Annotated in this window: 16 protein-coding genes; 7 read left to right on the plus strand and 9 right to left on the minus strand. The window is 44.2% G+C overall.

What is annotated here, in order from left to right; translation table 11 throughout:
- Positions 1-153 precede the first annotated feature (153 nt).
- Both prmA and OCV57_RS04520 read left to right on the plus strand, forming a co-directional pair.
- The gene (gene prmA / locus OCV57_RS04515) at positions 154-1119 is read left to right on the plus strand and encodes a 50S ribosomal protein L11 methyltransferase (RefSeq protein WP_267300590.1); all 966 of its coding nucleotides are present in this window, start codon (positions 154-156) and stop codon (positions 1117-1119) included.
- Between the two features lie 21 nt (positions 1120-1140).
- A complete protein-coding gene (locus OCV57_RS04520) occupies positions 1141-1479 on the plus strand; it encodes a hypothetical protein (RefSeq protein WP_022288482.1) in 339 nt (112 codons plus the stop codon).
- Positions 1480-1563: 84 nt separating this feature from the next.
- Here the strand turns inward: OCV57_RS04520 and spoIVA are convergent, their stop codons facing one another.
- Complete coding sequence (spoIVA, locus tag OCV57_RS04525; RefSeq protein WP_267300591.1) at positions 1564-3039, minus strand: stage IV sporulation protein A; 1476 nt, start codon at positions 3037-3039, stop codon at positions 1564-1566.
- 12 nt (positions 3040-3051) lie between these two features.
- A complete protein-coding gene (locus tag OCV57_RS04530) occupies positions 3052-4611 on the minus strand; it encodes a DUF3794 and LysM peptidoglycan-binding domain-containing protein (protein WP_267300593.1) in 1560 nt (519 codons plus the stop codon).
- Between the two features lie 226 nt (positions 4612-4837).
- On the opposite strand from OCV57_RS04530, the gene OCV57_RS04535 reads away from it, so the two are divergent.
- Entirely contained in the window at positions 4838-5626 is a 789-nt protein-coding gene (locus OCV57_RS04535) for a ZIP family metal transporter (protein WP_038670822.1), read from the plus strand.
- Positions 5627-5869: 243 nt separating this feature from the next.
- Entirely contained in the window at positions 5870-8443 is a 2574-nt protein-coding gene (locus OCV57_RS04540) for a right-handed parallel beta-helix repeat-containing protein (RefSeq protein WP_267300594.1), read from the plus strand.
- 76 nt (positions 8444-8519) lie between these two features.
- On the opposite strand, the gene OCV57_RS04545 is transcribed toward OCV57_RS04540, so the two are convergent.
- Positions 8520-9737 carry a hypothetical protein gene (locus OCV57_RS04545; protein ID WP_267300595.1) on the minus strand — a complete coding sequence of 406 codons (1218 nt, stop codon included), beginning with the start codon at positions 9735-9737 and terminating at the stop codon, positions 8520-8522.
- Between the two features lie 151 nt (positions 9738-9888).
- On the opposite strand from OCV57_RS04545, the gene OCV57_RS04550 reads away from it, so the two are divergent.
- Positions 9889-10332: a hypothetical protein gene (locus OCV57_RS04550; protein ID WP_022288477.1), complete on the plus strand. Its 444-nt coding sequence runs from the start codon at positions 9889-9891 to the stop codon at positions 10330-10332.
- A 48-nt stretch (positions 10333-10380) separates the two neighbouring features.
- Here the strand turns inward: OCV57_RS04550 and OCV57_RS04555 are convergent, their stop codons facing one another.
- Complete coding sequence (locus OCV57_RS04555; protein WP_267300596.1) at positions 10381-11454, minus strand: GGDEF domain-containing protein; 1074 nt, start codon at positions 11452-11454, stop codon at positions 10381-10383.
- 271 nt (positions 11455-11725) lie between these two features.
- Positions 11726-12658, minus strand: a complete 933-nt coding sequence (locus OCV57_RS04560; protein ID WP_038671504.1) for an IS481 family transposase — start codon at positions 12656-12658, stop codon at positions 11726-11728.
- A gap of 227 nt (positions 12659-12885) precedes the next feature.
- Here OCV57_RS04560 and OCV57_RS04565 point away from each other — a divergent pair, with 227 nt between their 5' ends.
- Positions 12886-13833: an alpha/beta fold hydrolase gene (locus tag OCV57_RS04565; RefSeq protein WP_195387876.1), complete on the plus strand. Its 948-nt coding sequence runs from the start codon at positions 12886-12888 to the stop codon at positions 13831-13833.
- 22 nt (positions 13834-13855) lie between these two features.
- Positions 13856-15385 carry a YifB family Mg chelatase-like AAA ATPase gene (locus tag OCV57_RS04570; RefSeq protein ID WP_117958032.1) on the plus strand — a complete coding sequence of 510 codons (1530 nt, stop codon included), beginning with the start codon at positions 13856-13858 and terminating at the stop codon, positions 15383-15385.
- 203 nt (positions 15386-15588) lie between these two features.
- Here OCV57_RS04570 and OCV57_RS04575 read toward each other — a convergent pair whose 3' ends face one another.
- The 4 genes from OCV57_RS04575 to OCV57_RS04590 form a co-directional block, all read right to left on the minus strand.
- The gene (locus OCV57_RS04575; RefSeq protein WP_118053775.1) at positions 15589-17670 is read right to left on the minus strand and encodes an elongation factor G; all 2082 of its coding nucleotides are present in this window, start codon (positions 17668-17670) and stop codon (positions 15589-15591) included.
- A gap of 383 nt (positions 17671-18053) precedes the next feature.
- A complete protein-coding gene (locus OCV57_RS04580) occupies positions 18054-18656 on the minus strand; it encodes a dipicolinate synthase subunit B (protein ID WP_267300601.1) in 603 nt (200 codons plus the stop codon).
- The gene (locus tag OCV57_RS04585; protein WP_038671122.1) at positions 18628-19497 is read right to left on the minus strand and encodes a dipicolinate synthase subunit DpsA; all 870 of its coding nucleotides are present in this window, start codon (positions 19495-19497) and stop codon (positions 18628-18630) included. Before OCV57_RS04585 ends, OCV57_RS04580 begins: the two co-directional genes overlap by 29 nt.
- A 130-nt stretch (positions 19498-19627) precedes the next feature.
- Positions 19628-20488 carry a histidinol-phosphatase HisJ family protein gene (locus OCV57_RS04590; protein ID WP_022286598.1) on the minus strand — a complete coding sequence of 287 codons (861 nt, stop codon included), beginning with the start codon at positions 20486-20488 and terminating at the stop codon, positions 19628-19630.
- Between the last annotated feature and the right edge of the window lie 13 nt (positions 20489-20501).

Consider the following 20501-nt stretch of genomic DNA (forward strand, 5'->3'; position numbering starts at 1 on the left):
CGGGAAGCTTTTTGTTTACACTTGTTATAGTTGATGTTTGATAAGTATATACAATTATCAATATTTAATTTTGTATAATAAATCATAGTCAAAAAGCTTTACAAAATCGCAAAAATGTGTTATAATAAGATATTATCGAAAGGAATTGATATTATGAACTGGGTTGAAATGGATATATATACCACAACAGAAGGCATCGAAGCCGTAACGGGAAGTCTGCTTGGAATGGGTATAAACGGCTTTGTTATCAAGGACGCAAAGGATTTTCAGGACTTTCTTGATGATAAGGACGGCAACTGGGATTATATAGATGATGACCTTATGGGTCTAAAAAACTGTGAAACTACGGTGACAGTTTATCTCCCTGAGAACGCTCAGGGTCTTGAAAATCTTGAAGCTATGAAGCTGGAGCTTAAAGCACTCAAAATGCGTGACGTGAACAATGAGTTCGGCAGACTTGAATATGAGCTTAAAAACGTCAAGGAAGAGGACTGGGCAAACAACTGGAAGCAGTATTTCAAGCCCCTTTGCGTTGGCGAAAAGCTTCTTATAAAGCCGTCATGGGAAAAGGTCGCTGAGGGTGAAAAGAGAAAGATACTGGAAATAGACCCTGCCTCATCTTTCGGCACAGGTCAGCATAACACAACCCAGCTTTGTCTGGAGCTTGTGGAGAAAAATCTCCATGAGGGCGACAGGATACTTGACCTTGGGTGCGGAAGCGGAATACTTTCTATCGGCGCATTGCTCCTTGGTGCTGAAAGTGCAACAGCGGTGGACGTTGACGAAAATTCTGTTAAGATAGCAAAGGAAAATGCAGAGAAAAACCATATAAGCGCAGAAAAGTATACAGCTTACTGCGGAAATATCATAGACGATAAGGCTCTGGTGGAGCAGATAGGCACAGGCTATGACCTGCTTTGTGCAAATATCGTGGCAGATGTTCTTATAGGCATGAGCGGGATTTTCGGCGGATTTATCAAAGACGGCGGAACGCTCATAGTTTCAGGTATAATCGACCAGAGAAAAGATGAGGTGCTTGACAGGCTTAAAGCAGAGGGCTTTGAGCTTATTGAGATAAGAGAAAAAGAAGACTGGGTGGCTGCGTCATTCAGGAAATAAGAGATGAAAGGACGGATCAAAATGCAGTTATTGTTTTTGGTTATCAAGAGAATCGAGTTAGTAGACGAAATCATGCGTTCGCTAGCACAGGCAGGCATAAGAGGAGGAACGGTCATTGACAGCGTGGGAATGGCGAAATCTATTTCTACAATGGATAATCTGCCTATGATCGGCGTTCTGAGATCTATTCTCAGCGGCGAGGACGCTGCACAAAAGGGCAAGACAATTTTCGTTGCCGTTGCAGACGATCAGGTAGATGTTGCAAGAAAGGCGATAACTGATGTTACAGGCGACCTTTCACAGCCTAACGCAGGCGTGCTTTTCGGTGTGCCGATCAGCTTTGCAGAGGGTGTAAATTAACACTTTATACAAGATAAAAAGCGTTGCACTTTTCACAGTGTAACGCTTTTTTGGTGGATCAGTTTATTTTCATTTATGAAACTCTTAGAGAATAAAACAGATAAGTCCCGAACAGCCCTCGTTTATCATGCGCTCGATAGTTTCCTTTATCTTCATGCGTGCGTCCTCTGGAAGCTTTGAAAGCTTTGTGTGCAGACCCTCGCTCACAAGCTCGTGGAGTGACTTGCCGAAAATGTTTGACTCCCATATCTTTTCAGGTGATTCCTCAAAGTCGTTGAGCATATAAAGCACAAGCTCCTCAGATTGCCTTTCTGAGCCGACGATAGGTGCGACCTCAGTGTTGATAGTGGTTTTCAGCAGGTGAATAGCTGGTGCGGCGGCTTTGAGCCTTACGCCGTATTTTCCACCCTGCTTTATTATCTCAGGCTCATCAAGGGTCAGCTCGTTCATTTCAGGCATAACTATTCCGTAGCCTGTTTTTTCCATTTCATCAAGGGCAGAGCTGAATTTCGAGAAACGCTCTTTTATCTTCACAAGCTCCAAAATTCTCGGCATAAGGTCGTTTTCGTCCTTTATCTCAAGCCCTGTGGCTTCGCCTATTATCCTGAAAAACAGCGCAGGGTCAAGCTCCACCTTTATGACAGCCGAGCCTTTTCCAAGGTCTATCTCAGCCACCGAACCAGATGATACCTGCTCACAGCAGCATATCTTTTCGGCACAGTCTGAAATGTCACGAAGATTTGTCACAGCCGAAGCCGCTTCCTTGATATGTCCGAAAACCGCTTCTTTCAGCCAGTGACCCTTGTCAAGAGAGTTTATCCATGAGGGCATTGAAATGTTTATCTCTTTCACAGGGAAAGAGTATAGCAGAAGCGTAAGTATCTCTTTTATCTCTTTTTCCGAAAGCTCTAAACAGTTTATAGGCATAACTGTAGTGCCGTATTTGTCGGAAAGCTGTTCGCAAAGGTCTTTTGTCTGCTGAGAGTAAGGCTCGGTGGTGTTCATAAGCACCACAAACGGCTTGCCTATCTGCTTCAGCTCGTCGATTATACGCTCCTCACATTCCTCGTATTCTTCACGGGGCAGGTCGGTGATACTGCCGTCTGTTGTCACCACAAGACCTATGGTAGAATGTTCTGTTATGACCTTTTGCGTTCCCACCTCAGCCGCCATGTTGAAAGGTACTTCCGTGTCAAACCACGGTGTGACCACCATTCTCGGGGCTTCATTCTCTATGTAGCCTATGGCGCTTGGGATTATGTAGCCCACACAGTCTATCATTCGCACGTTGAAGCTTGCTCCACCCTCCAGGGTGATGTTCACAGCTTCCTCAGGAATGAACTTAGGCTCGGTGGTCATGATAGTCTTGCCTGCGGAGGACTGGGGCAGCTCGTCAATGGCACGTTCCTTGCGGTAGTCGCTTTCAATGTTCGGTATAACGAACTGCTCCATGAATTGCTTTATAAAGGTGGATTTTCCAGTGCGGACAGGGCCTACCACGCCTATATAGATATCGCCCCCCGTCCGTGTGGCAATGTCGGTGTAAATATCGTTTTTCATGTGTCTGTCCTCCTAGTTCATTAATGGGATAAGCAACATTCCCTGTTTTGATATTTTATCGTCGGTAAGCTCGTTTTCTTCAAGTATGGCTGTTATGGAAGTTGAATACTTTTTCGCTATCTCCCAGATATCGTCGCTCTCATTGCAGTAGCATATTTTCAGAGCGTATTTGTCATTTTTCTCTTTCGGCTTATCTGTGAGTACCCTAAGCTCTGATATCATAGTCCCTGTCTGTTGAATAGTCATTTCGCCGTCTATCTTGATATCGGCTTTAAGCTCCGCTGTTGTTTCGTCTGCAAGATAGTATGTGCAGTTTTCTATGCACAGGTCAGGGGATATGGATATCTCACCATTGACATTCTCCGGAATGGGTATCTCATGCTCAAAAGGCGAATCGTTTTCAAGATAAAGGGGAGTGCCGTCCTCGTTTCTGCCGATAATACAGAACGTCACGCTTCCTGAAATGATAAAGGCTTTCTTTTCCTCGTCAAGCCTTGATGTCACATTGGAAAGGGTCGCCCAACTGTCGTGAACACAGCGTATCTCACCCTCCTGGCAGGAAAGCTTTGCAGTAACACTGTGGCTGTCAGATAACTTTATGCTTTCGCTGTCAAGCTTGCTTTCACACCTTTCAGCCTCGCACTCAAAGCAGGTGGAGTATGCGTCTGTGACGATCTCACAGGTGGAAAGCTTTTTGGCAACGCAGTTCACAAGAAGCACAAGCTCACATTCAAGTGTGCCAGAATCGTCAGACTTTGGTATGATATCACACCCCGCAGGGGTTATCCTCACGTCAGCGGTGAAAGTATCGTCAATGCCGTCTATGTCGATTATCTGTGAGAACGGCAGAGTAAACCGCATTGTTTCAGCGGTTTCTTCTCCATCGGTAGTTACGCAGGAGTAAAGCATCATTATCTCAGCGTCGCCCTTTGTCACAAGCTTGCCTGCTATCATTTTGTGTTCCTGTGGGATAATGCGGCAATCTGTCCGCAGGATAGTGCCAACAGGGGCTTTTGCCGCAGAAAGCTGCAATTCCTCTATTAGTGTGATACGCTTTGCAGCGGTAAGACGTTTTGCAGGGTATGTAACAGCAACTTTTTTAAGCTGAATGCCGCAGCCGAATGCGTCTGTGACTATAGGCACAGTTACTTCGCCCGTCACATTTGCGTGGATAGTCACAGCACCCCTGATATCAAGTCTGCGCTGATTTACCACACGGCAGTTGACATAATCGCATTTTGGCGTGAGCCATATCATAGGATCGCCGCAATCCCCTTGCAGGTCGAAAGACTTTGTGTAGTTCATTTTCTGCTCGATGCAGTTTATCCGCTTGTCGTTCTGGCTGATGTAAAGCACTCTTATGAGCACTGCCATGTCAAAGCTGAGCTTTCCGCCGTTTATGGAATGGCTCTGTACTGTTGGTGTGATAACGCATTTTAGTACCCTGAAAATATCAGGATAATAGTCGGGCAGCAGAAAATCCTTTTCCACAGCCTGCTCGCAGGAGGCGTCAAGGATAGTCCGTGTCATTGACAGCATCTCTCTGTTAAGCTTAAGATCCATAGTGTTCATCTTGTCTGTTTCCTCCTAAAAATAAACTGATCATACGATCGTAAAGGGCTTGTAATGCCCTGCTGAGAACATTATATTCACTTGGGACGGGTCATATTCTGAAAATCTCAGACAAATTTAATGTATTTTGTCGTCAGAGGCTTTTTCACACAGCGTAAAGGCTTTTCATAGACTAAGATATGTCATTGTATCTGACATAATACTGTCTGAAAGGAAACATAATAGTATGAATGGTCTACTTTGGGCTGCGGCAGGCACGGGCTTTACATTCTCTATGACGACATTAGGTGCGGCTGTGGTCTTTTTCATGAGAAAAGAGGGGCAGAGCGAAAAGGTGCAGAAAGCCTTTTTAGGCTTTGCCGCAGGCGTTATGATAGCCGCAAGCGTGTGGAGCTTGCTTATCCCTGCCATAAACGAGGCGGAAGCTCTCGGCAGGATAGGCTGGATACCTGCCGCAGGCGGCTTTGCGCTAGGCGTGCTGTTTCTTATGGGGCTTGACAAGGCAATGCCTTATTTTTTACCTGAGCCTGAAAGGGAAGAGGGCGTCCGCAGGGGGCTAAAGCGTTCGGGAATGCTTATTTTCGCTATCACACTGCACAATATCCCGGAGGGCATGGCAGTGGGTCTTGCCTTTGCACTGGCGGCACATAATGACAGCTCGGTACTGCTGGCTTCTGCTATCGCACTTGCCATAGGCATGGGAATACAGAACTTTCCGGAGGGTGCGGCTATCGCACTGCCACTGAGGCAATCGGGCATGAGCAGGGCGAAAGCATTCGGCCTTGGCACTCTTTCAGGAATTGTTGAGCCTGTTTTCGGACTTCTCACCGTTCTTGCCGCAGGTGCTATCCAACCACTTCTTCCGTGGCTTCTTGCCTTTGCCGCAGGAGCAATGCTCTATGTGGTGGTGGAGGAGCTTATCCCCGAAGCACATCTTGGGGAAGGTCACATGGGAACAGTTGGCGTAATGCTAGGCTTCTTGCTTATGATGATACTTGATGTGGCATTAGGATAAAAAGGCATATTTGTTAAAAACTGTGGTGGAATTTTTCACCGCAGTTTTTTTTGTTGTGATAACGCACAAGTATCATGTGTTGACTTTGTGAGTTATTGCTTTGGTCTTTTTGACGTTTTTCGGTTGACAAACGGGGCATGATTTGGTATAATTGAATATGTGTAAAATATGTTCTGCTAAAAAGATAAAAAGAACAAAAAGAGAGCAGCGATAACCCTAAGACAACGAAAGGACAGATGAGAATTGACAAAGATCACTCGCACCTTTATTGCCTTTGCAACGGCGTGTTTACTCGCCATTATGCTTATGACAGTAAGGTGCTTTGCTTATGATTATTCCACTATCACCGGCACAAAAGCCAGTGGAGCGGAAATAAGCGGATATTCGGGAGCGCTTGAAGTGAATGTTGTTGACTTCGGCGCAGACAAAAAGGGAAAGAAAGACTCCTCAAAGGCGATACAGAAAGCCCTTGACTATGCCATTGACAACGGCTCCAACTCTGTGCAGATAAAGGTCGTTGTGCCGAAAGGAAAATACAGGATAGACAAGCTTTTGGAGATATATTCAAACACTTGGCTGTATCTTGAGGACGGAGCGACTATCGTTAGAAATTTTGACAAGGGCTGTATGATAAAGAACGCTCAGGCAAATGGTGCGGGCGGATATGGCAGCGAGAGAAATATCGTTATCGAAGGAGGCTGTTGGGACGGCAACCCTTCGCCTACTTCAAGACCATTTTCTAATATGAGATTTGGTCACATGAAAAACCTTTGGATAAAGAACGTTGAGATAAAAAACAATTACAATGGTCATCATGTTGAGATAGGCGGTGTAAAGGGCATCACTATCGAGGATTGCGATTTTCATGGTTATACGGGAACATTTCAGAAAGAGGCTATACAGCTGGATACCATAAGTAACAGTGATGTTTTCCCGGCGTATGAGCCTTTTGATGATACCCCTTGCGACAATGCTGTAATAAAGAACAACAAATTCCATGACCTTATAAGAGGTCTTGGCTCACATTCAGCTTGTCTTGGTGTATATTATACTAATACACTTATATCAGGCAACTCATTTTATAATATGAGCGGAACAGCTATCGTACTTATTAATCATAAAAAATGTATAATCGAAAACAATACTATGAAAAACGTTGGCTGTGCCATAGATTTCAAGTACATGACCGATTATGAAAATGCAAATTTCCATGTGCCTAATTCAGGATATGCAGGCATAAAGGATCGTCTTGACGATAATGCCAACACCATAATAAGAAACAACGACATAACTGTAGTGGGTACATATTATTATCCCCAGCCGTATGCTATCCAGATATTCGGCAAGGAGCTTGAAAAGTCAAATTCACACCCAGATTACAATTACACTGTAAAGGGCGTGAAGATAGTAGACAACACTATAAAAACAGTTGGTTCGGCAGTAAGGCTCACGGACGTTTCGGGAATTTTCATAGGTTCTAACGATATAAGCTATGACTATGACAGATATAATTATTCCATGGATCTTATATGGCTCAGTGAATCGTCACAGGTGACTGTGACCAAAAATAAGCTTACAGGCACAAAGCAGAACAGCGTTTATATAAGCGGTGGTTCAGGCAATGAGGTAAGCTCAAATACCATTAAAAAGCCAGGCGTGTCGGGAGTTTATATTTCAGGCGGTTCTGATAAAAATACCATATCAGGCAATACTATAACCTCCGCAGGCTCCAACGGCATAAAGATAACCAAAGAAGCTAAGGCAGATGTGAGAAAAAACACGGTTAAGAAGTCTAAAAATCACGGACTTATATTCACTGGCGGAAGCGGTAAGGCTTCTGACAATATCCTTGAAGAAAACGGTCTTAGCGGTTTTATGGCTGATAACAGCGCTTCTGTGGAGTTTTTCAACAACACCTGCAATAAAAATAAAGGCTACGGAATAAAAGCTAATAAGAAATCTCAGGTTAAAATAAGCGGAAACAGCTTTGCTGACAACAGCAAGGGCGATGTTTACGTCACAGGCGGTGCGGCAGTGCTTCTGAACGCACCTGATAACGTAAAGTCGCAGGATATCTGCTCTGATAAGCTAACTTTAACATGGGACGAGGTGTCGCAGGCTGACGGCTATTATGTTTACAGAAAGACCGACGCTGAGGACGCAGAGTTTGAGCAGATAGCAACTGTAACCGACGGCACTTCATTTACAGACTATGGACTTGTTCCAAAAACAAGATATGTTTATAAAGTGAAAGCTTTTCTTGACACTGTTGACAGTGTCCAAGAGGGAAGCGACAGTGCGGATATGAGCATAAAAACAAAGCTCACTGTTGTGGGCTGTACCACAAATATGCGTGGCTCTATGTCATACACTGGCAAGGAGAGAACACAGATATTTGACGTTTTTGTAGGCGGAGAAACGCTTATTCCTGACGTTGATTACAGAACAGTTTACTCTGACAACGTGAACATTGGAACTGCAAAGGTGACGGTTATAGGCATTGGTCAGTATTGCGACTCGGCTGATTTTCAGTTTGACATAACACTAAAGTCTGACAATGTGATGGTCATAAAGCCGCAGGAGCTTAACAGCAAGTCTATCGTTACGGGCAAGCCTACAATGAAAGCACAGGGCTATGAGGTAGCAGAAGCTGTCAAGGATAAGCTTGACCACACATCACACAGCGAGCCTGCCATAGTGGTGAACTACAATTCACCTTCACAGGTCATTGCAAAGGCGAGAGCAGATATGTTGGATCTTAGAGTGCGCTCATATCGTGAGCTTACAGGGGAAACTATTTACGGCGCTTGGCTGTAAAATATAAAAATTGGCATAATAAAACACGGCTGATACTTTTTTCAGCCGTGTTTTTTTGTATGTCTTTATTCTTTCCTTACTGTGGTGTCTGCTGAACGTCCTGCATTTGCGGAGCAAAATTTGCAAGGGAATAGAGCCTGTTCATGAAATCACCGTCAACAAAGAGGTTTTTCACAAGCACCTTTGTGTCAGGATTTTTGTTCTTAGGGTTGATCGTCTGCTGATAAACTGTTAGATAATTCTCATTGCCTGACTTGCTCACATAGCAATCTATCACCATATATGTAGGCAGGAATTGAGTAACAGCCGTCTGATAATCAAAAAGCGTGTAAGGGCTTTGCTCCATTGAAACCTTAAATGACTTTATGTCCTCAGGCACCATGAATTTGTATGCATCCTTGAGGTTTTTGTATTCTGCCCAATCGTCCTCAGACTCGATAAAAGGCTCTTTTGACTTGATTCTCACACCGCCCACAAGGAAAGCCAGCAGAAGGATAAATTCACTGCCCCATACTATCCACAGGATCGTGCCGTTCACAAGCGAGCCGTTATCTCTTGATGAATGTGATGACTTGTAAGACCAGCGACCCTCCTTGTTGATAGACTTTATATCATTCCAAAGGTCGGAAGGGTGTGCGATTATGTCAAAAAGTCCTGTTTTATCATAATCTCTGTAATCATAAGTGTAGTCGTATGCGTTCATGGTGTATGACTTTTCAAGGCTTTTCTGTGCGGATTTTTTATCCTTGCCAAGGAGTTTGTCAAGCTCGAAAAACTGCCATACAGACTTTTTCTGCATCGTGGCAATGTCCTCGTCTGAGAAATCGCCTGTTGAATCGTTGCTGAAAAGATCATATGCCTTGGTCTGGTGATAAAAGTCATAATAATCACCGAAGCCGTCTGTGTTTTCATCGAAAAGCATATTCAGCTCGTCATAATAATCATAGGCTGTGTATTCTTCCATAAGCTCATAGCCATATTTTTTCAGATCGTTGTAATCATACAGCGCCCATTTAAAATATGAGGCAAATAAAAAGCCTACTACTGCACAGGCAACTGCCACAACTGTGTTTCGCATTTTGAATGCTCTGACTATCTTTCCTCCCACAAAGCCAAGTGCGCATGACACCGCTATCGCAGCGATAACATTGAGATAGATGATAGTGCACCAGCCCTCAAAAAGCAGATAGAGCCAGAAAAGCAATCCGCCGCATACTGCCGTTGCAAGCACCATGAGCACTGCTCCAACTGGGCTGAATTTGCCCGACTCTTTGTAATGTTTGTGTTCTCCCATTTAAAATACCCCCTTATATACTTCAGGCATAAGCCATGAAGAAATTATATCACAAATTTAAAGATTTTTCAATAGTTTTGCTGAATTTATGCAGGCATAAAGAGAAATTTTTGTGGAAAACTATTTGCAATTATGAAAGGAGCGAACTTAGATGATAGAAAAGGATACAATAAAGCTTCTCAGGGAGTGCGATGCAGGAATAAAAATGGGCGTGCAGTCTATTGAGGATTCGCTGAAATACACTTCAAACGGAGAGCTAAAGCGAACGTTAGAGAAAAATCTTGCAGGGCATGTGGAGATACAGGAGAAGCTTCAGGGACTTTTAAATTCATATCATGACAGCGGAAAAGAACCGCCTGCTATGGCAAAGGGCATGGCATGGCTTAAAACCAACTTCAAGCTTGCGGCAGAGAGCAGTGACGACGCTGTGGCAGATTTTATAACAGACGGCTGTAATATGGGCGTGAAGTCCCTGTCTGGATATCTCAACAATTATAAGGCGGCAGACGAGAAGTCCAAGAACATTGCCAAGGAGCTTATATGTCTTGAGGAACGCCTTTCTGTAGACATGAGAGGATATCTCTCTGCAAAATAGGCATGAAAATGGCAGCCGTGGAGTTTTTCCTACACGGCTGCCTTGATTTTATTTAGATACAACGCAGTTTTTGCCCTGATTTTTGCCCTTGTATAGCAACTTATCCACTTTTGAGATACCCTCGTCATAGTTTTCGTTCGGAGTCACTGAGTAAACTCCAAAAGTCATGGATATATTGAAACTTCGAGAATTTTCCTTAAATGTACACTCATGTATTTTCTGGCAAATGCTCTTTGCTATCTTCTCACAGCTTTCTGTGTCTGTATTTGGCACAACGAATAGTATTTCCTCACCGCCCCAACGGCACACATAGCCCTCGCTAGGCACGTTTCCAGCTATAACATCTGATACCGCTCTAAGTACCTTGTCACCGACTTCGTGACCATATGTATCATTAACGTGCTTGAAATCATCGATATCGCCCAAACACATAGAATATACGCTGTTTGTCCTGCGGCTGTTGCTTTCTATCTTTTTGATAAAATCCATCATGGCACGGCGGTTGAAAAGCTGAGTGAGTGGGTCGATAGTAGCGAGCTTTTGAAGCTTTTCGTTCTGTGCTTTTGCTTCACGCTTGTTATGCTCATTTGTGAAAATGTATATGGAAGATACATAGATAATTATAATAAAGCTGCATAGAGTATTGTAAATGTATAAGATATTCTCTCTGTTGGTATCAAAGCTGTAAGGTGCGACCCTGTTTGTGACTATGATACGCATGACTATGAACACAACAACATCAAAGGACGAAAGTATATATGGTATCGCTTTCCTGTTTTGTACAATGAAAAATGGAATAGGTATTATACACAGCATTATCTGCGTAAATCCTGCTGACCAGCCTATGTAATAAGCACCCATGCAGGCGTGTACTATTATCTCGCCAAGCACAAGGTAAGTAAATGACATTTTGCCTATCTTCTTAAAATGAAGCAGGAAATACATCGCTGCATAGAATGCTACGCTGAAATAGTTGTAATATACCATTTGGTATACTCCGAACCGATAAAACAGCACAAGATATATTATATGACCTAACAGCAGTATGATATCACCATAGCGATATATTTCCTCTGCGGTGAACATTCCTGCAAAGAGGTTTATTTCTTTTTTTATTTTCATACATTTGTTTCTTTCTTTGATATTTGGTTTAATGTTATAAACAAAAACACTTTACTTTAACAGATATATTATATACTATTTTAAACGTTTTTGCAAGACTAAATTTGTACAAATTATCATGATGAATTTTGTAGGTGCTAGCCTAAAAAGTGCGAAAAATGGCGCTTTTTTGTTGCTTTTCATAGAGCACATAAATCATATTATATTGATATGAACAATATGAAAAAATATAGTGAAAAAAATATTGCCGGCAAGCCATGGTGTAGGTTTGTCAATCATATTGGACACTATTATTAAGAAATTCGATAGGCGAAAACCATTTGAGGGGACGCATAGGACGGTTGTTTGTTCGACTTAAACGTGCAGCTAGCTGCACGTTTAAGTCGTCGCAGGAATAAAACCTATGGCACGAATAGAATTTGTTGTGATCTTCTCGGTGACTGCGCTCTACTTTGCCATTGTGCCTAGGCGTATATGGACGAATGAGTTTGTGTTCAATGCCAAGTTGTGAGAGCGTATTCTCAAACAGCGTTTTCTTGTCTCTTTTGCTTGGCGAAAAGCGGTTAGTAAATTCAAATCCATTGTCGGTCTGAATACATTTCACCGTTATTCCTCTGCGTTTGTACCATTTCACCAGCCTTTTTACAAAGTCTGCTGAAGAATAGGTGCTTTGCTCCTCATATCCGTATAAAAATCTTATCCTGGTATACTCATCGATCGCCGTGTATTGGTACAGCTTCATCTCTGGGTCAGCTATACACTTTCTCGGAACTACCTTTACGTCCACTTGAACACGTTCTCCGGGGTATGTCATCTGCTCGTATGGCTTTGGTTTATACGTCGCTTTCTTCGGCTTTTTCGGAAGCATTCCTAATTTTTTCATAACCCTGTAAAGACTTTCAAGACAGCGTGTATACCCTTGTTTCCTGAGACGATGCCATAGTTCGGGAAGCTCAAGCGTTGGGTTTCGTTTGTGATACCTTTTGATAAGATCTATTTCTTCCTTGGTATGCTCGTTGGGATGATGATGCGGTCGGCGTGATTTAACTGCAAGGGACTCCACACTTCCGTCCCAGCGTTTCAGCCAGAAATATATATATGAACGTGATTTATTGTATTTTCTGCTCGCTCGGCTCACTCCATATTTCTTTGCGTAATTCATTAAGGATTGACGAAACTTCATATCTTGTGTTATACTATTCATGAGAGATAGGCTTCCTTTCTGATTTGTATTTGGTGTGGTAACTTTATTTTATCAGATTTTTGCCTATCTCTCTTTTCTTTTTTCTTAATTTTGTCCAATATCTATTGTAGCACTACATTAAACTCCGCTCCTATTAAAAAACTTCCCCTTGATTATTCCCCCAAAAAGTGCTATACTATTGATAAGTAAAATTGCATGAAATCCTAACCCTAAGGAGGTAAATTTCTATGAATTGTACCCATTTCAAAAGCTACTATCCGTCCTCTGACGGACTTCATAAGATCGCGTATTACGTTCGTTTCCCTATCGGCACAGTAAGAGGTGTCGTTCAGATATCCCATGGTATGTGCGAATATTTCAGACGCTATGACGACCTCGCTGAGTTCCTCACAGGATTGGGCTTTGCTGTCTGCGGAAACGACCACCTCGGTCATGGCGACAGTGTGAACGATAGCTCCGAGCTTGGCTACTTCTCCCCTGAACATGGCTGGGAAAACGCTGTCGAGGATATGTATACTCTCACAAAAATGATGAAACACAACTACCCTGACAAGCCGTATTTTCTTCTCGGTCACAGCATGGGAAGCTTCCTTGCAAGAGCTTTTGTCACCAAGCATGGCAGAAACCTCACAGCGGCTATCTTCTGTGGAACAAGCGGCGGCATGGCGGGTATCCCTGCTTTGCTCACCCTTGTTGACAGCCTCAAAATACTCCATGGTGATAAATATAGGAGCAACGCTGTAAATAAGCTTGCTTTCGGTGCTTATACAAGAAAAATAACCGATAAGGTCAGCGAATATGATTGGATATCCCGTGACCCTGAAATAGTTTCCACCTACGAAAAAGACCCTAAATGCAACTTTATTTTCACCCTAAACGGCTTTGAAAATCTTGCAAAGCTTTTGTGGTATGTTTCAAATGAAAAGTGGTTCTCCACCTATCCGAAAACTTTGCCTACCTATCTTATAGCAGGCAGTGCCGACCCTGTGGGAAACTACGGAAAAGGCGTACTAAACGTGTTCAACAGGCTGTCCCTCAACGGCTGTGACGTTGAGATGAAGATATACGAAAATGCACGTCACGAGCTTGTGAACGAAACCAACCGCCGCGAAGTGTATAATGATATTGCAGATTTTCTGCTCGATATCATAAGCTCTGAAATGTGTTCAGATTAAGCTGTAAGGGAGAGAAGTCAACGTGTTTGCTGTAATAAACAGTGTAGGTCTGCTGGGGCTTAATGCCTTTGCGGTCAAGGTGGAGATAGAAGCTTCAAAGGGTCTGCCCTCTTTCGATATCGTGGGGCTTGCAGACGCATCTGTAAAAGAAAGCCGTGAACGTGTGCGTTCTGCACTGCGTTCAAGCGAGATAACATTGCCTCTGAGAAAAATAATCATAAATCTTGCACCTGCCGATGTGAGAAAAACAGGCTCGGTCTATGACTTAGCCGTGGCAGTTGCACTCTTGCGAATGGCTGACCTTGTTGATGACAGTATGCTTTCCACCTCCGCTTTTATCGGTGAGCTTTCTCTCAGCGGAGAAGTAAGACCTGTTCAGGGCGTTTTGCCTATGACCATAATGGCGCAGAAAATGGGACTTTCTGAGATATATGTTCCTACCGACAATGTTCGTGAAGCTTCCGTTGTGGAGGGTATAAAAGCCTATGGCGTAAGGTCTTTACGTGAGCTTGTTTTTCACTTTGAGAAAAAGGCGGCAATAGTTCCTGCGGCACATTATAAGCCCACCGCTGAAAGCTATTTCGGAAGTCTTGATTTTGCCGACGTAAAAGGACAATCAGCGGCAAAAAAAGCATTAGAGGTCGCAGCGGCAGGCGGTCACAACGTTCTTATGATAGGTTCGCCTGGCTCAGGAAAATCAATGCTTGCAAAACGTATGCCGTCGATACTTCCTGCCATGACCTTTGAGGAGTCCATAGAAACCACAAATATCCATTCTGTGGCAGGACTTTTGGACAGCAACAGTCCTCTTATCACCGCCAGACCTTTCCGTTCACCGCATCATACAGTTTCACCAGCAGGACTTTCAGGCGGAGGCTCTGTGCCAAAGCCCGGCGAGATATCCCTTGCACATAACGGCTTGCTTTTTCTTGACGAGCTTGCAGAGTTTTCACGCCCTGCCCTTGAGATCTTACGTCAGCCTTTGGAGGACAGGCAGGTGACCATATCCAGAGTGTCAGGGTCGATAACATACCCATGTTCGTTCATGCTTATTGCTGCAATGAATCCATGTCCATGCGGATATTTTGGTCACCCCACAAGAAAGTGCATATGCTCTCCGAAACAAGTTTCAAGCTATCTTTCCAAAGTCAGCGGACCACTTCTCGACCGTTTCGACATTCATTTGGAGGTCGCACCTGTTGAGTTTGCAGATCTTTCTTCCACTGCCAAAGAGGAGTCATCAGCGTCCATAAGAGAGCGTGTTCAAAAAGCCCGTGACATACAAAACGAGCGTTTCAAAGGCACTAGCATAACCTGCAACGCACGAATAACTTCTGATATTCTTCACGAGGTCTGCCCTGTGACAGATGAGGCTTCGAAGCTTTTGGAGAACGTTTTTGACAGGCTGGGTCTTTCAGCAAGAGCCTATGACCGCATACTTAAAGTCGCACGAACTGTTGCGGATATGGACGGTGCAGAGGTCATAGACAAAAAGCATATCGCAATGGCTGTTCAGTATCGAAGCCTTGACAGAAAATACTGGAATGGGTGATATGTGCGTCACATAAAAGCTGACAGGAAACGGGCGAACACTGTTCGCCCCTACTATGGCGTATTCAATACATATGATAATTGCAGACGGTTTTTATTCCGTCTGTTTTTTTGTGCAAAAAAGTACGGGAACGCCCGAAACATTCCCGTACTGTCCTTATCACAATTCTATAATTATCCCTTAAAAATTCTATTCCAAAAAAATCAATCTGCCACTGCGTTCTTTGCGATAACGTCTGCAACAAGATTTGCAGGAAGCGGCTCGTAACGTGCTTTTTCAAATGTGAACACGCCCTGACCCTGTGTCATTTGTCTCAGAAGCAACGTGAAGTCTGCCATTTCAGCCATTGGAACTTCCGCAACTATTTCTGTCATGCCCTTCTTTTCCGCAGGATTCATGCCCAGAACTCTGCCTCTTCTCTTATTAAGCTCGCCCATCATGTCGCCAGTGTTATCGTCAGGTACGAAAACGCTCAAGGAGCCGATCGGTTCGAGGAGAACAGGCTCTGCCTGACGCATACCCTCTTTGTATGCGATAGAAGCTGCCATTTTAAATGCCATTTCTGAGCTGTCAACGGGGTGATATGAGCCGTCCACAAGGATAGCTTTCAGACCTACTACAGGGAAACCTGCGAGAACGCCTTTCTTTACGCTTTCCTGCAAGCCCTTTTCTACGGCTGGGAAGAAGTTCTTTGGAACTGCTCCGCCAAACACCTTTTCTTCAAATACAAGGTCGTCAGATACGCATGGCTCAAATTCTATCCAAACGTCGCCATACTGACCGTGACCGCCTGACTGCTTCTTATGTCTGCCCTGCACCTTGACTTTCTTTCTGATTGTTTCACGATAGGAGATCTTAGGCACAGAAGTTTCTACTTCAACGCCGAATGTTCCCGCAAGTCTGCCCACAACAGAATCAAGGTGAAGTCCGCCCAAGGTGCTGAGTATCATTTCGTTTGTTGACGGGTCGAGCTTGTAATCTATAGTAAGGTCTTCTTCCATAAGTCTTGTCATTGCGGCGGATATCTTGCTTTCATCGCCCTGCTTTTTAGCTCTTACTGCCATTTTGTAGCACGGCTTAGGGAAGGTCATAGGTGCAAACTTAACAACTCTCGTGGAGTCACAGATAGTATCGTTGGTGTTCACGTTCATCTTCATTGCAACAACGATATCTCCACAGCCTGCTTCGGCAACGTCTATCTGCTTTTTGCCCTGAAGCGTAACAAGCTTTCCGACCTTTTCGGTGCTTCCTGTGGTAGCGTTCACAACCTCCTTGTTAGGTGTAAGCTTTCCTGAAAATACCTTTATATATGACATCTTGCCAACAAATGGGTCAGCAACTGTCTTGAATACAAATGCGCTCATAGGGTCGCTTTCAACGCAAGCGACCTCAACAGCTTCGCCGTCTGCTGTTTCGCCTATCATAGCGTCCTTTTCTGACGGAGGAGGGAGCAGTAGGTCTATCTCCTTAAGGAGCATATCAACACCTGAGAGATCTGTGGAAGAAACGCAGGTAACAGGAGTTATAATGCCTGAGTTCATGCCGCTATGTATTCCGTCGGTAAGCTCTTTCTGTGTGAATGCTTCGCCTGAGAAGAACTTTTCAAAAAGCGCCTCGTCAGTTTCTGCAACGGCTTCGGACACGGCTTCGATAAGTCCGTCGATACGATAGCCCATTTTCTCTGATACCTCAGCTGTAGGCATATCAGTTTCAACTGCCTTGCCGTCTTCATACTTATATGCTTTCATCTCAATGAGATTTACATAAGAAACTATCTTTCTGTCTGCGATAACAGGCACAACAACAGGGCAAACTGTAGGTCCGAACTCTGCTTTGAGCTGAGTAAGAACGTTATTGAAGTTTGCGTTATCGTCATCAAGCTTTGTTACAACGAACATTGTAGGCTTGCCCATTTTCTTTGCAAGGTCATAAGCCTTGTGAGTACCTACACGAACGCCTGATTTACCTGATACAGTGATGAGTACGCAACCGCTTGCGGCAATGCCCTCAACAGCTTCGCCCTCATAATCGAACATACCGGGAGTATCAAGAAGATTTACCTTGAACTCGCCAGTTTCCAAAGAAGAAAGAGATGTGTAAACAGAACATTTTCTCTTTATCTCATCAGGGGTATAATCAGAAACAGTGTTTCCGTCAGTTATCTTGCCGAGCCTGTCAGTAGCTCCGCTTTTATATAGCAGTGCCTCAGTCAGAGAGGTCTTTCCAGAACCTGCCTGACCTGCAATAGCAATATTTTTTATTTTTGTGCTGTCGTATTTTTTCAAGTTGATCGCTCCAATCTATGCCGTTGGACGGCTTAATGTGATATGCAGTATAATTATATGTATCATTTACACAAAATATATCAACCGCATAAGATAATTATATACTATTTTCACATAAATAGCAAGAGCGGAAAGAAAAATTTCTTTCGTGAATGTGAACAAAGTTTAGACTTGTTATAAAGCAGATTGCACAAGGGCGAAAGAAGTGAGGAGTGAGGAATGAGGAATTAGGAATTAGAAATTAGGAATGAGCAAAGCTGCCCTCAAGCGCCGAGCGAAGCGATTTTGCGGCGGCAGGACTTGCCCGAATATCTGTAGGGGTGCGGTTATCAGAGATGTGTGAATGCAAAAAAAGCCCTCCGAGCGTATCGGAGAGCTTTTGATTATTTTACCCTTATGATAGGCTGAAGCTGTATCCCATCAAGAGCCGACTGAATAGTTTCGGGTATGAGTTCAAACTCAGCCACTATGGAGTTTGGCTTCTTTTCGCAGTTGTCTTGCGCATATGGTACGAAATAGTAGTTTCTCAGATTTTGCAGATAACCTATGTTTTTAGCACACCCTGCCAGTGCGTCATTTGTCGATATGGCGATGACCACGGGACGAGCATTTCTCAGGTGACTTTTTACCGCCATGGTGGCTGGAGTGTCCGTCAAGCCAAGAGCAAGCTTTGCTGCCGTGTTTGAGGTGCAGGGTGCTACTACCATGATATCACACATCTTTTTCGGTCCGATCGGCTCGGCTTCTTCTATGGTGCATATGACCTTGCGGCCTGCTATGGTTTCAAGGCGTTTGATGTTTTCTTCCGCTGTGCCAAAACGTGTAGATATAGATGCGGCGTTGAAAGACATTATTGGCACAAGCTTTGCGCCCTGCTGCACAAGCCGTTCTGCGGCGGCAAATGCCTTTTCAAAGGTGCAGAAGGAGCCGGTCATGCAAAAGCCTATTCGTATGCCGTCAAGTGACATTCTTTGTTCCCCTTTCATTCAAAATGTCCGTGACTGTTCGGGCGATTATCTCTCCTGCAGTCATAGGTGCGGCTTTGGCTGGAAGTCCCAATGCCCATACCACACGCCTGTTCAGCTTTGCGGCAGTTTCATGATCTACTCCGCCAGGTCGGGAGGCAAGGTCTATGATAAGAGAGTTTTTATCCATTACGCCCAAAAGCTTTTCATCAAGTATCATGGCAGGGACGGTGTTTATTATTATAGTATACCCCGAAATGTTTTCCGCAAGAGCTGTGATAAGTTCTGCTTTATAGCCTGCGCCCTCAGCTTCTGCAAGCGCAGAAAGCTTTCTTGCGGATATAGTCACATCTGCGCCGACAGCCCGAAAAAGCTTAGCGCAGGCTTTTGCTACTCTGCCATAGCCAATAACCAGGACGGTCGAACCGTTCACGGTAACAGCAAGCTCCTGCATGGCTATTTGCAAAGCGCCCTCCGCCGTGGGGATACAATTTCTTATAACAAGCTCCTCTCGCTTATAGTAATCCTTAACATCGAAGCCGAGAGAGGAGAAATATTCTATTTGATCACGGCGGAGCAGACCGCCTGCCACGAGTGCATTTTTCTTTAAATGCGTTGAAACGTCACTGCATGATACCTTTACATTACGGCTAGAAGAGATATCCAGCCCGTCAGCTTTCATGAGAGGAAGTACGAGAACGTCCGCCTTTTCGGTGAGCTGATCGAGATGAGCGAGGGGGATAGTGTCCTCGCCTTTATCGTCCATGCCGTAAGTATAGACCCTGCCGATTTTAGTGAGAGTCTGAGCTGTATATGTTTGTCTTGCGTCACCGCCGACGCAGAGGAAAACTGTTTTTTTCATATGGATACCTCCTATGGGACTATGCCTGATAGAGTTATATATAATTATATGTATCGGTGGGCTAAATGTTACCGGCAAAACAAAACGCCCTATCCCTGCAAAGCAAGAATTGCGGCGCTTTGATATGATATCATATTTCTATCTTGATAAACTTCGGCTCGTGCTTTTTGAAATAGGTCAGATACTTAAAGCCTGCCGCCTGCGCCATTTCTACGCCTGCGGAAATATCCCTGCCGATATCTGCGGTGCAGTGGGCGTCTGAGCCTATGGTCAATATCTCGCCACCGAGGGCTTTGTAGAGCTTCACATAGCCAAGGTCCGGGAGGGGCTTGCCGTATTTTTGCCTTAATCCCGACACATTTATCTCTATGCCCTTGCCTTTTTGAATAAGTGTACAAAAAATTTCTCTTATTATCTCATCATAAGGGGCGAGGTCTATTTGAATACCGCAATCTCCTTGGATATATCGCAGAGGATATGTGAGGTGTCCTAAAACGTCTAACTTGCCCCATTTGCACATTTCAAGCATTTCTTTGAAATAGTCGTCAAGGAGAGCATAGATTTGCGACAAGTCCATATTTTTGTACTCTATCCAATAGAAATCGTCCTTGCCTTTATTCTGATGATGTGAGCCGATGATAAAATCAAGTCGTTTGTCGGAGGCTATCTCTTCGGCAAATTCTATATCCTGCAAAGGCTGGCCAAGCTCTATTCCGCAGAGAAAATTTAAACCCTCCAGATGCTGTGAAGCTTCATACTGGGCGACTATGCTTGCGGGGGCATACTCCCCCGAGCCGTACATCATGCCGTCTTTCAGGGCTTCAGGATCACCGTAATGGTCGGCTTTATAGCGGAAATTGCAATCGCAATGGTCAGTTATGGCAAATGCCGCCAAGCCAAGCTCTTTGGCTTTTGCTAAAGACTGTTCTACAGTTCCCTCACCATCTGGGGAAAAGCCTGTGTGGGTGTGCATATCTATAAGAGTTTTCATAGGTTCTCCTATC

Origin of the sequence: Hominimerdicola aceti, assembly GCF_025567495.1 — a bacterium.
Classification (GTDB): Bacteria; Bacillota; Clostridia; order Oscillospirales; family Ruminococcaceae; genus Hominimerdicola; species Hominimerdicola aceti.

What these genes read in the sequence shown, in the direction of transcription:
- prmA (WP_267300590.1), top strand. Translation starts at nt 154, where the DNA reads ATGAACTGGGTTGAAATGGATATATATACCACAACAGAAGGCATCGAA.
- OCV57_RS04520 (WP_022288482.1), top strand. Translation starts at nt 1,141, where the DNA reads ATGCAGTTATTGTTTTTGGTTATCAAGAGAATCGAGTTAGTAGACGAA.
- spoIVA (WP_267300591.1), bottom strand. Translation starts at nt 3,039, where the DNA reads ATGAAAAACGATATTTACACCGACATTGCCACACGGACGGGGGGCGAT.
- OCV57_RS04530 (WP_267300593.1), bottom strand. Translation starts at nt 4,611, where the DNA reads ATGAACACTATGGATCTTAAGCTTAACAGAGAGATGCTGTCAATGACA.
- OCV57_RS04535 (WP_038670822.1), top strand. Translation starts at nt 4,838, where the DNA reads ATGAATGGTCTACTTTGGGCTGCGGCAGGCACGGGCTTTACATTCTCT.
- OCV57_RS04545 (WP_267300595.1), bottom strand. Translation starts at nt 9,737, where the DNA reads ATGGGAGAACACAAACATTACAAAGAGTCGGGCAAATTCAGCCCAGTT.
- OCV57_RS04550 (WP_022288477.1), top strand. Translation starts at nt 9,889, where the DNA reads ATGATAGAAAAGGATACAATAAAGCTTCTCAGGGAGTGCGATGCAGGA.
- OCV57_RS04555 (WP_267300596.1), bottom strand. Translation starts at nt 11,454, where the DNA reads ATGAAAATAAAAAAAGAAATAAACCTCTTTGCAGGAATGTTCACCGCA.
- OCV57_RS04560 (WP_038671504.1), bottom strand. Translation starts at nt 12,658, where the DNA reads ATGAATAGTATAACACAAGATATGAAGTTTCGTCAATCCTTAATGAAT.
- OCV57_RS04565 (WP_195387876.1), top strand. Translation starts at nt 12,886, where the DNA reads ATGAATTGTACCCATTTCAAAAGCTACTATCCGTCCTCTGACGGACTT.
- OCV57_RS04580 (WP_267300601.1), bottom strand. Translation starts at nt 18,656, where the DNA reads ATGAAAGGGGAACAAAGAATGTCACTTGACGGCATACGAATAGGCTTT.
- OCV57_RS04585 (WP_038671122.1), bottom strand. Translation starts at nt 19,497, where the DNA reads ATGAAAAAAACAGTTTTCCTCTGCGTCGGCGGTGACGCAAGACAAACA.
- OCV57_RS04590 (WP_022286598.1), bottom strand. Translation starts at nt 20,488, where the DNA reads ATGAAAACTCTTATAGATATGCACACCCACACAGGCTTTTCCCCAGAT.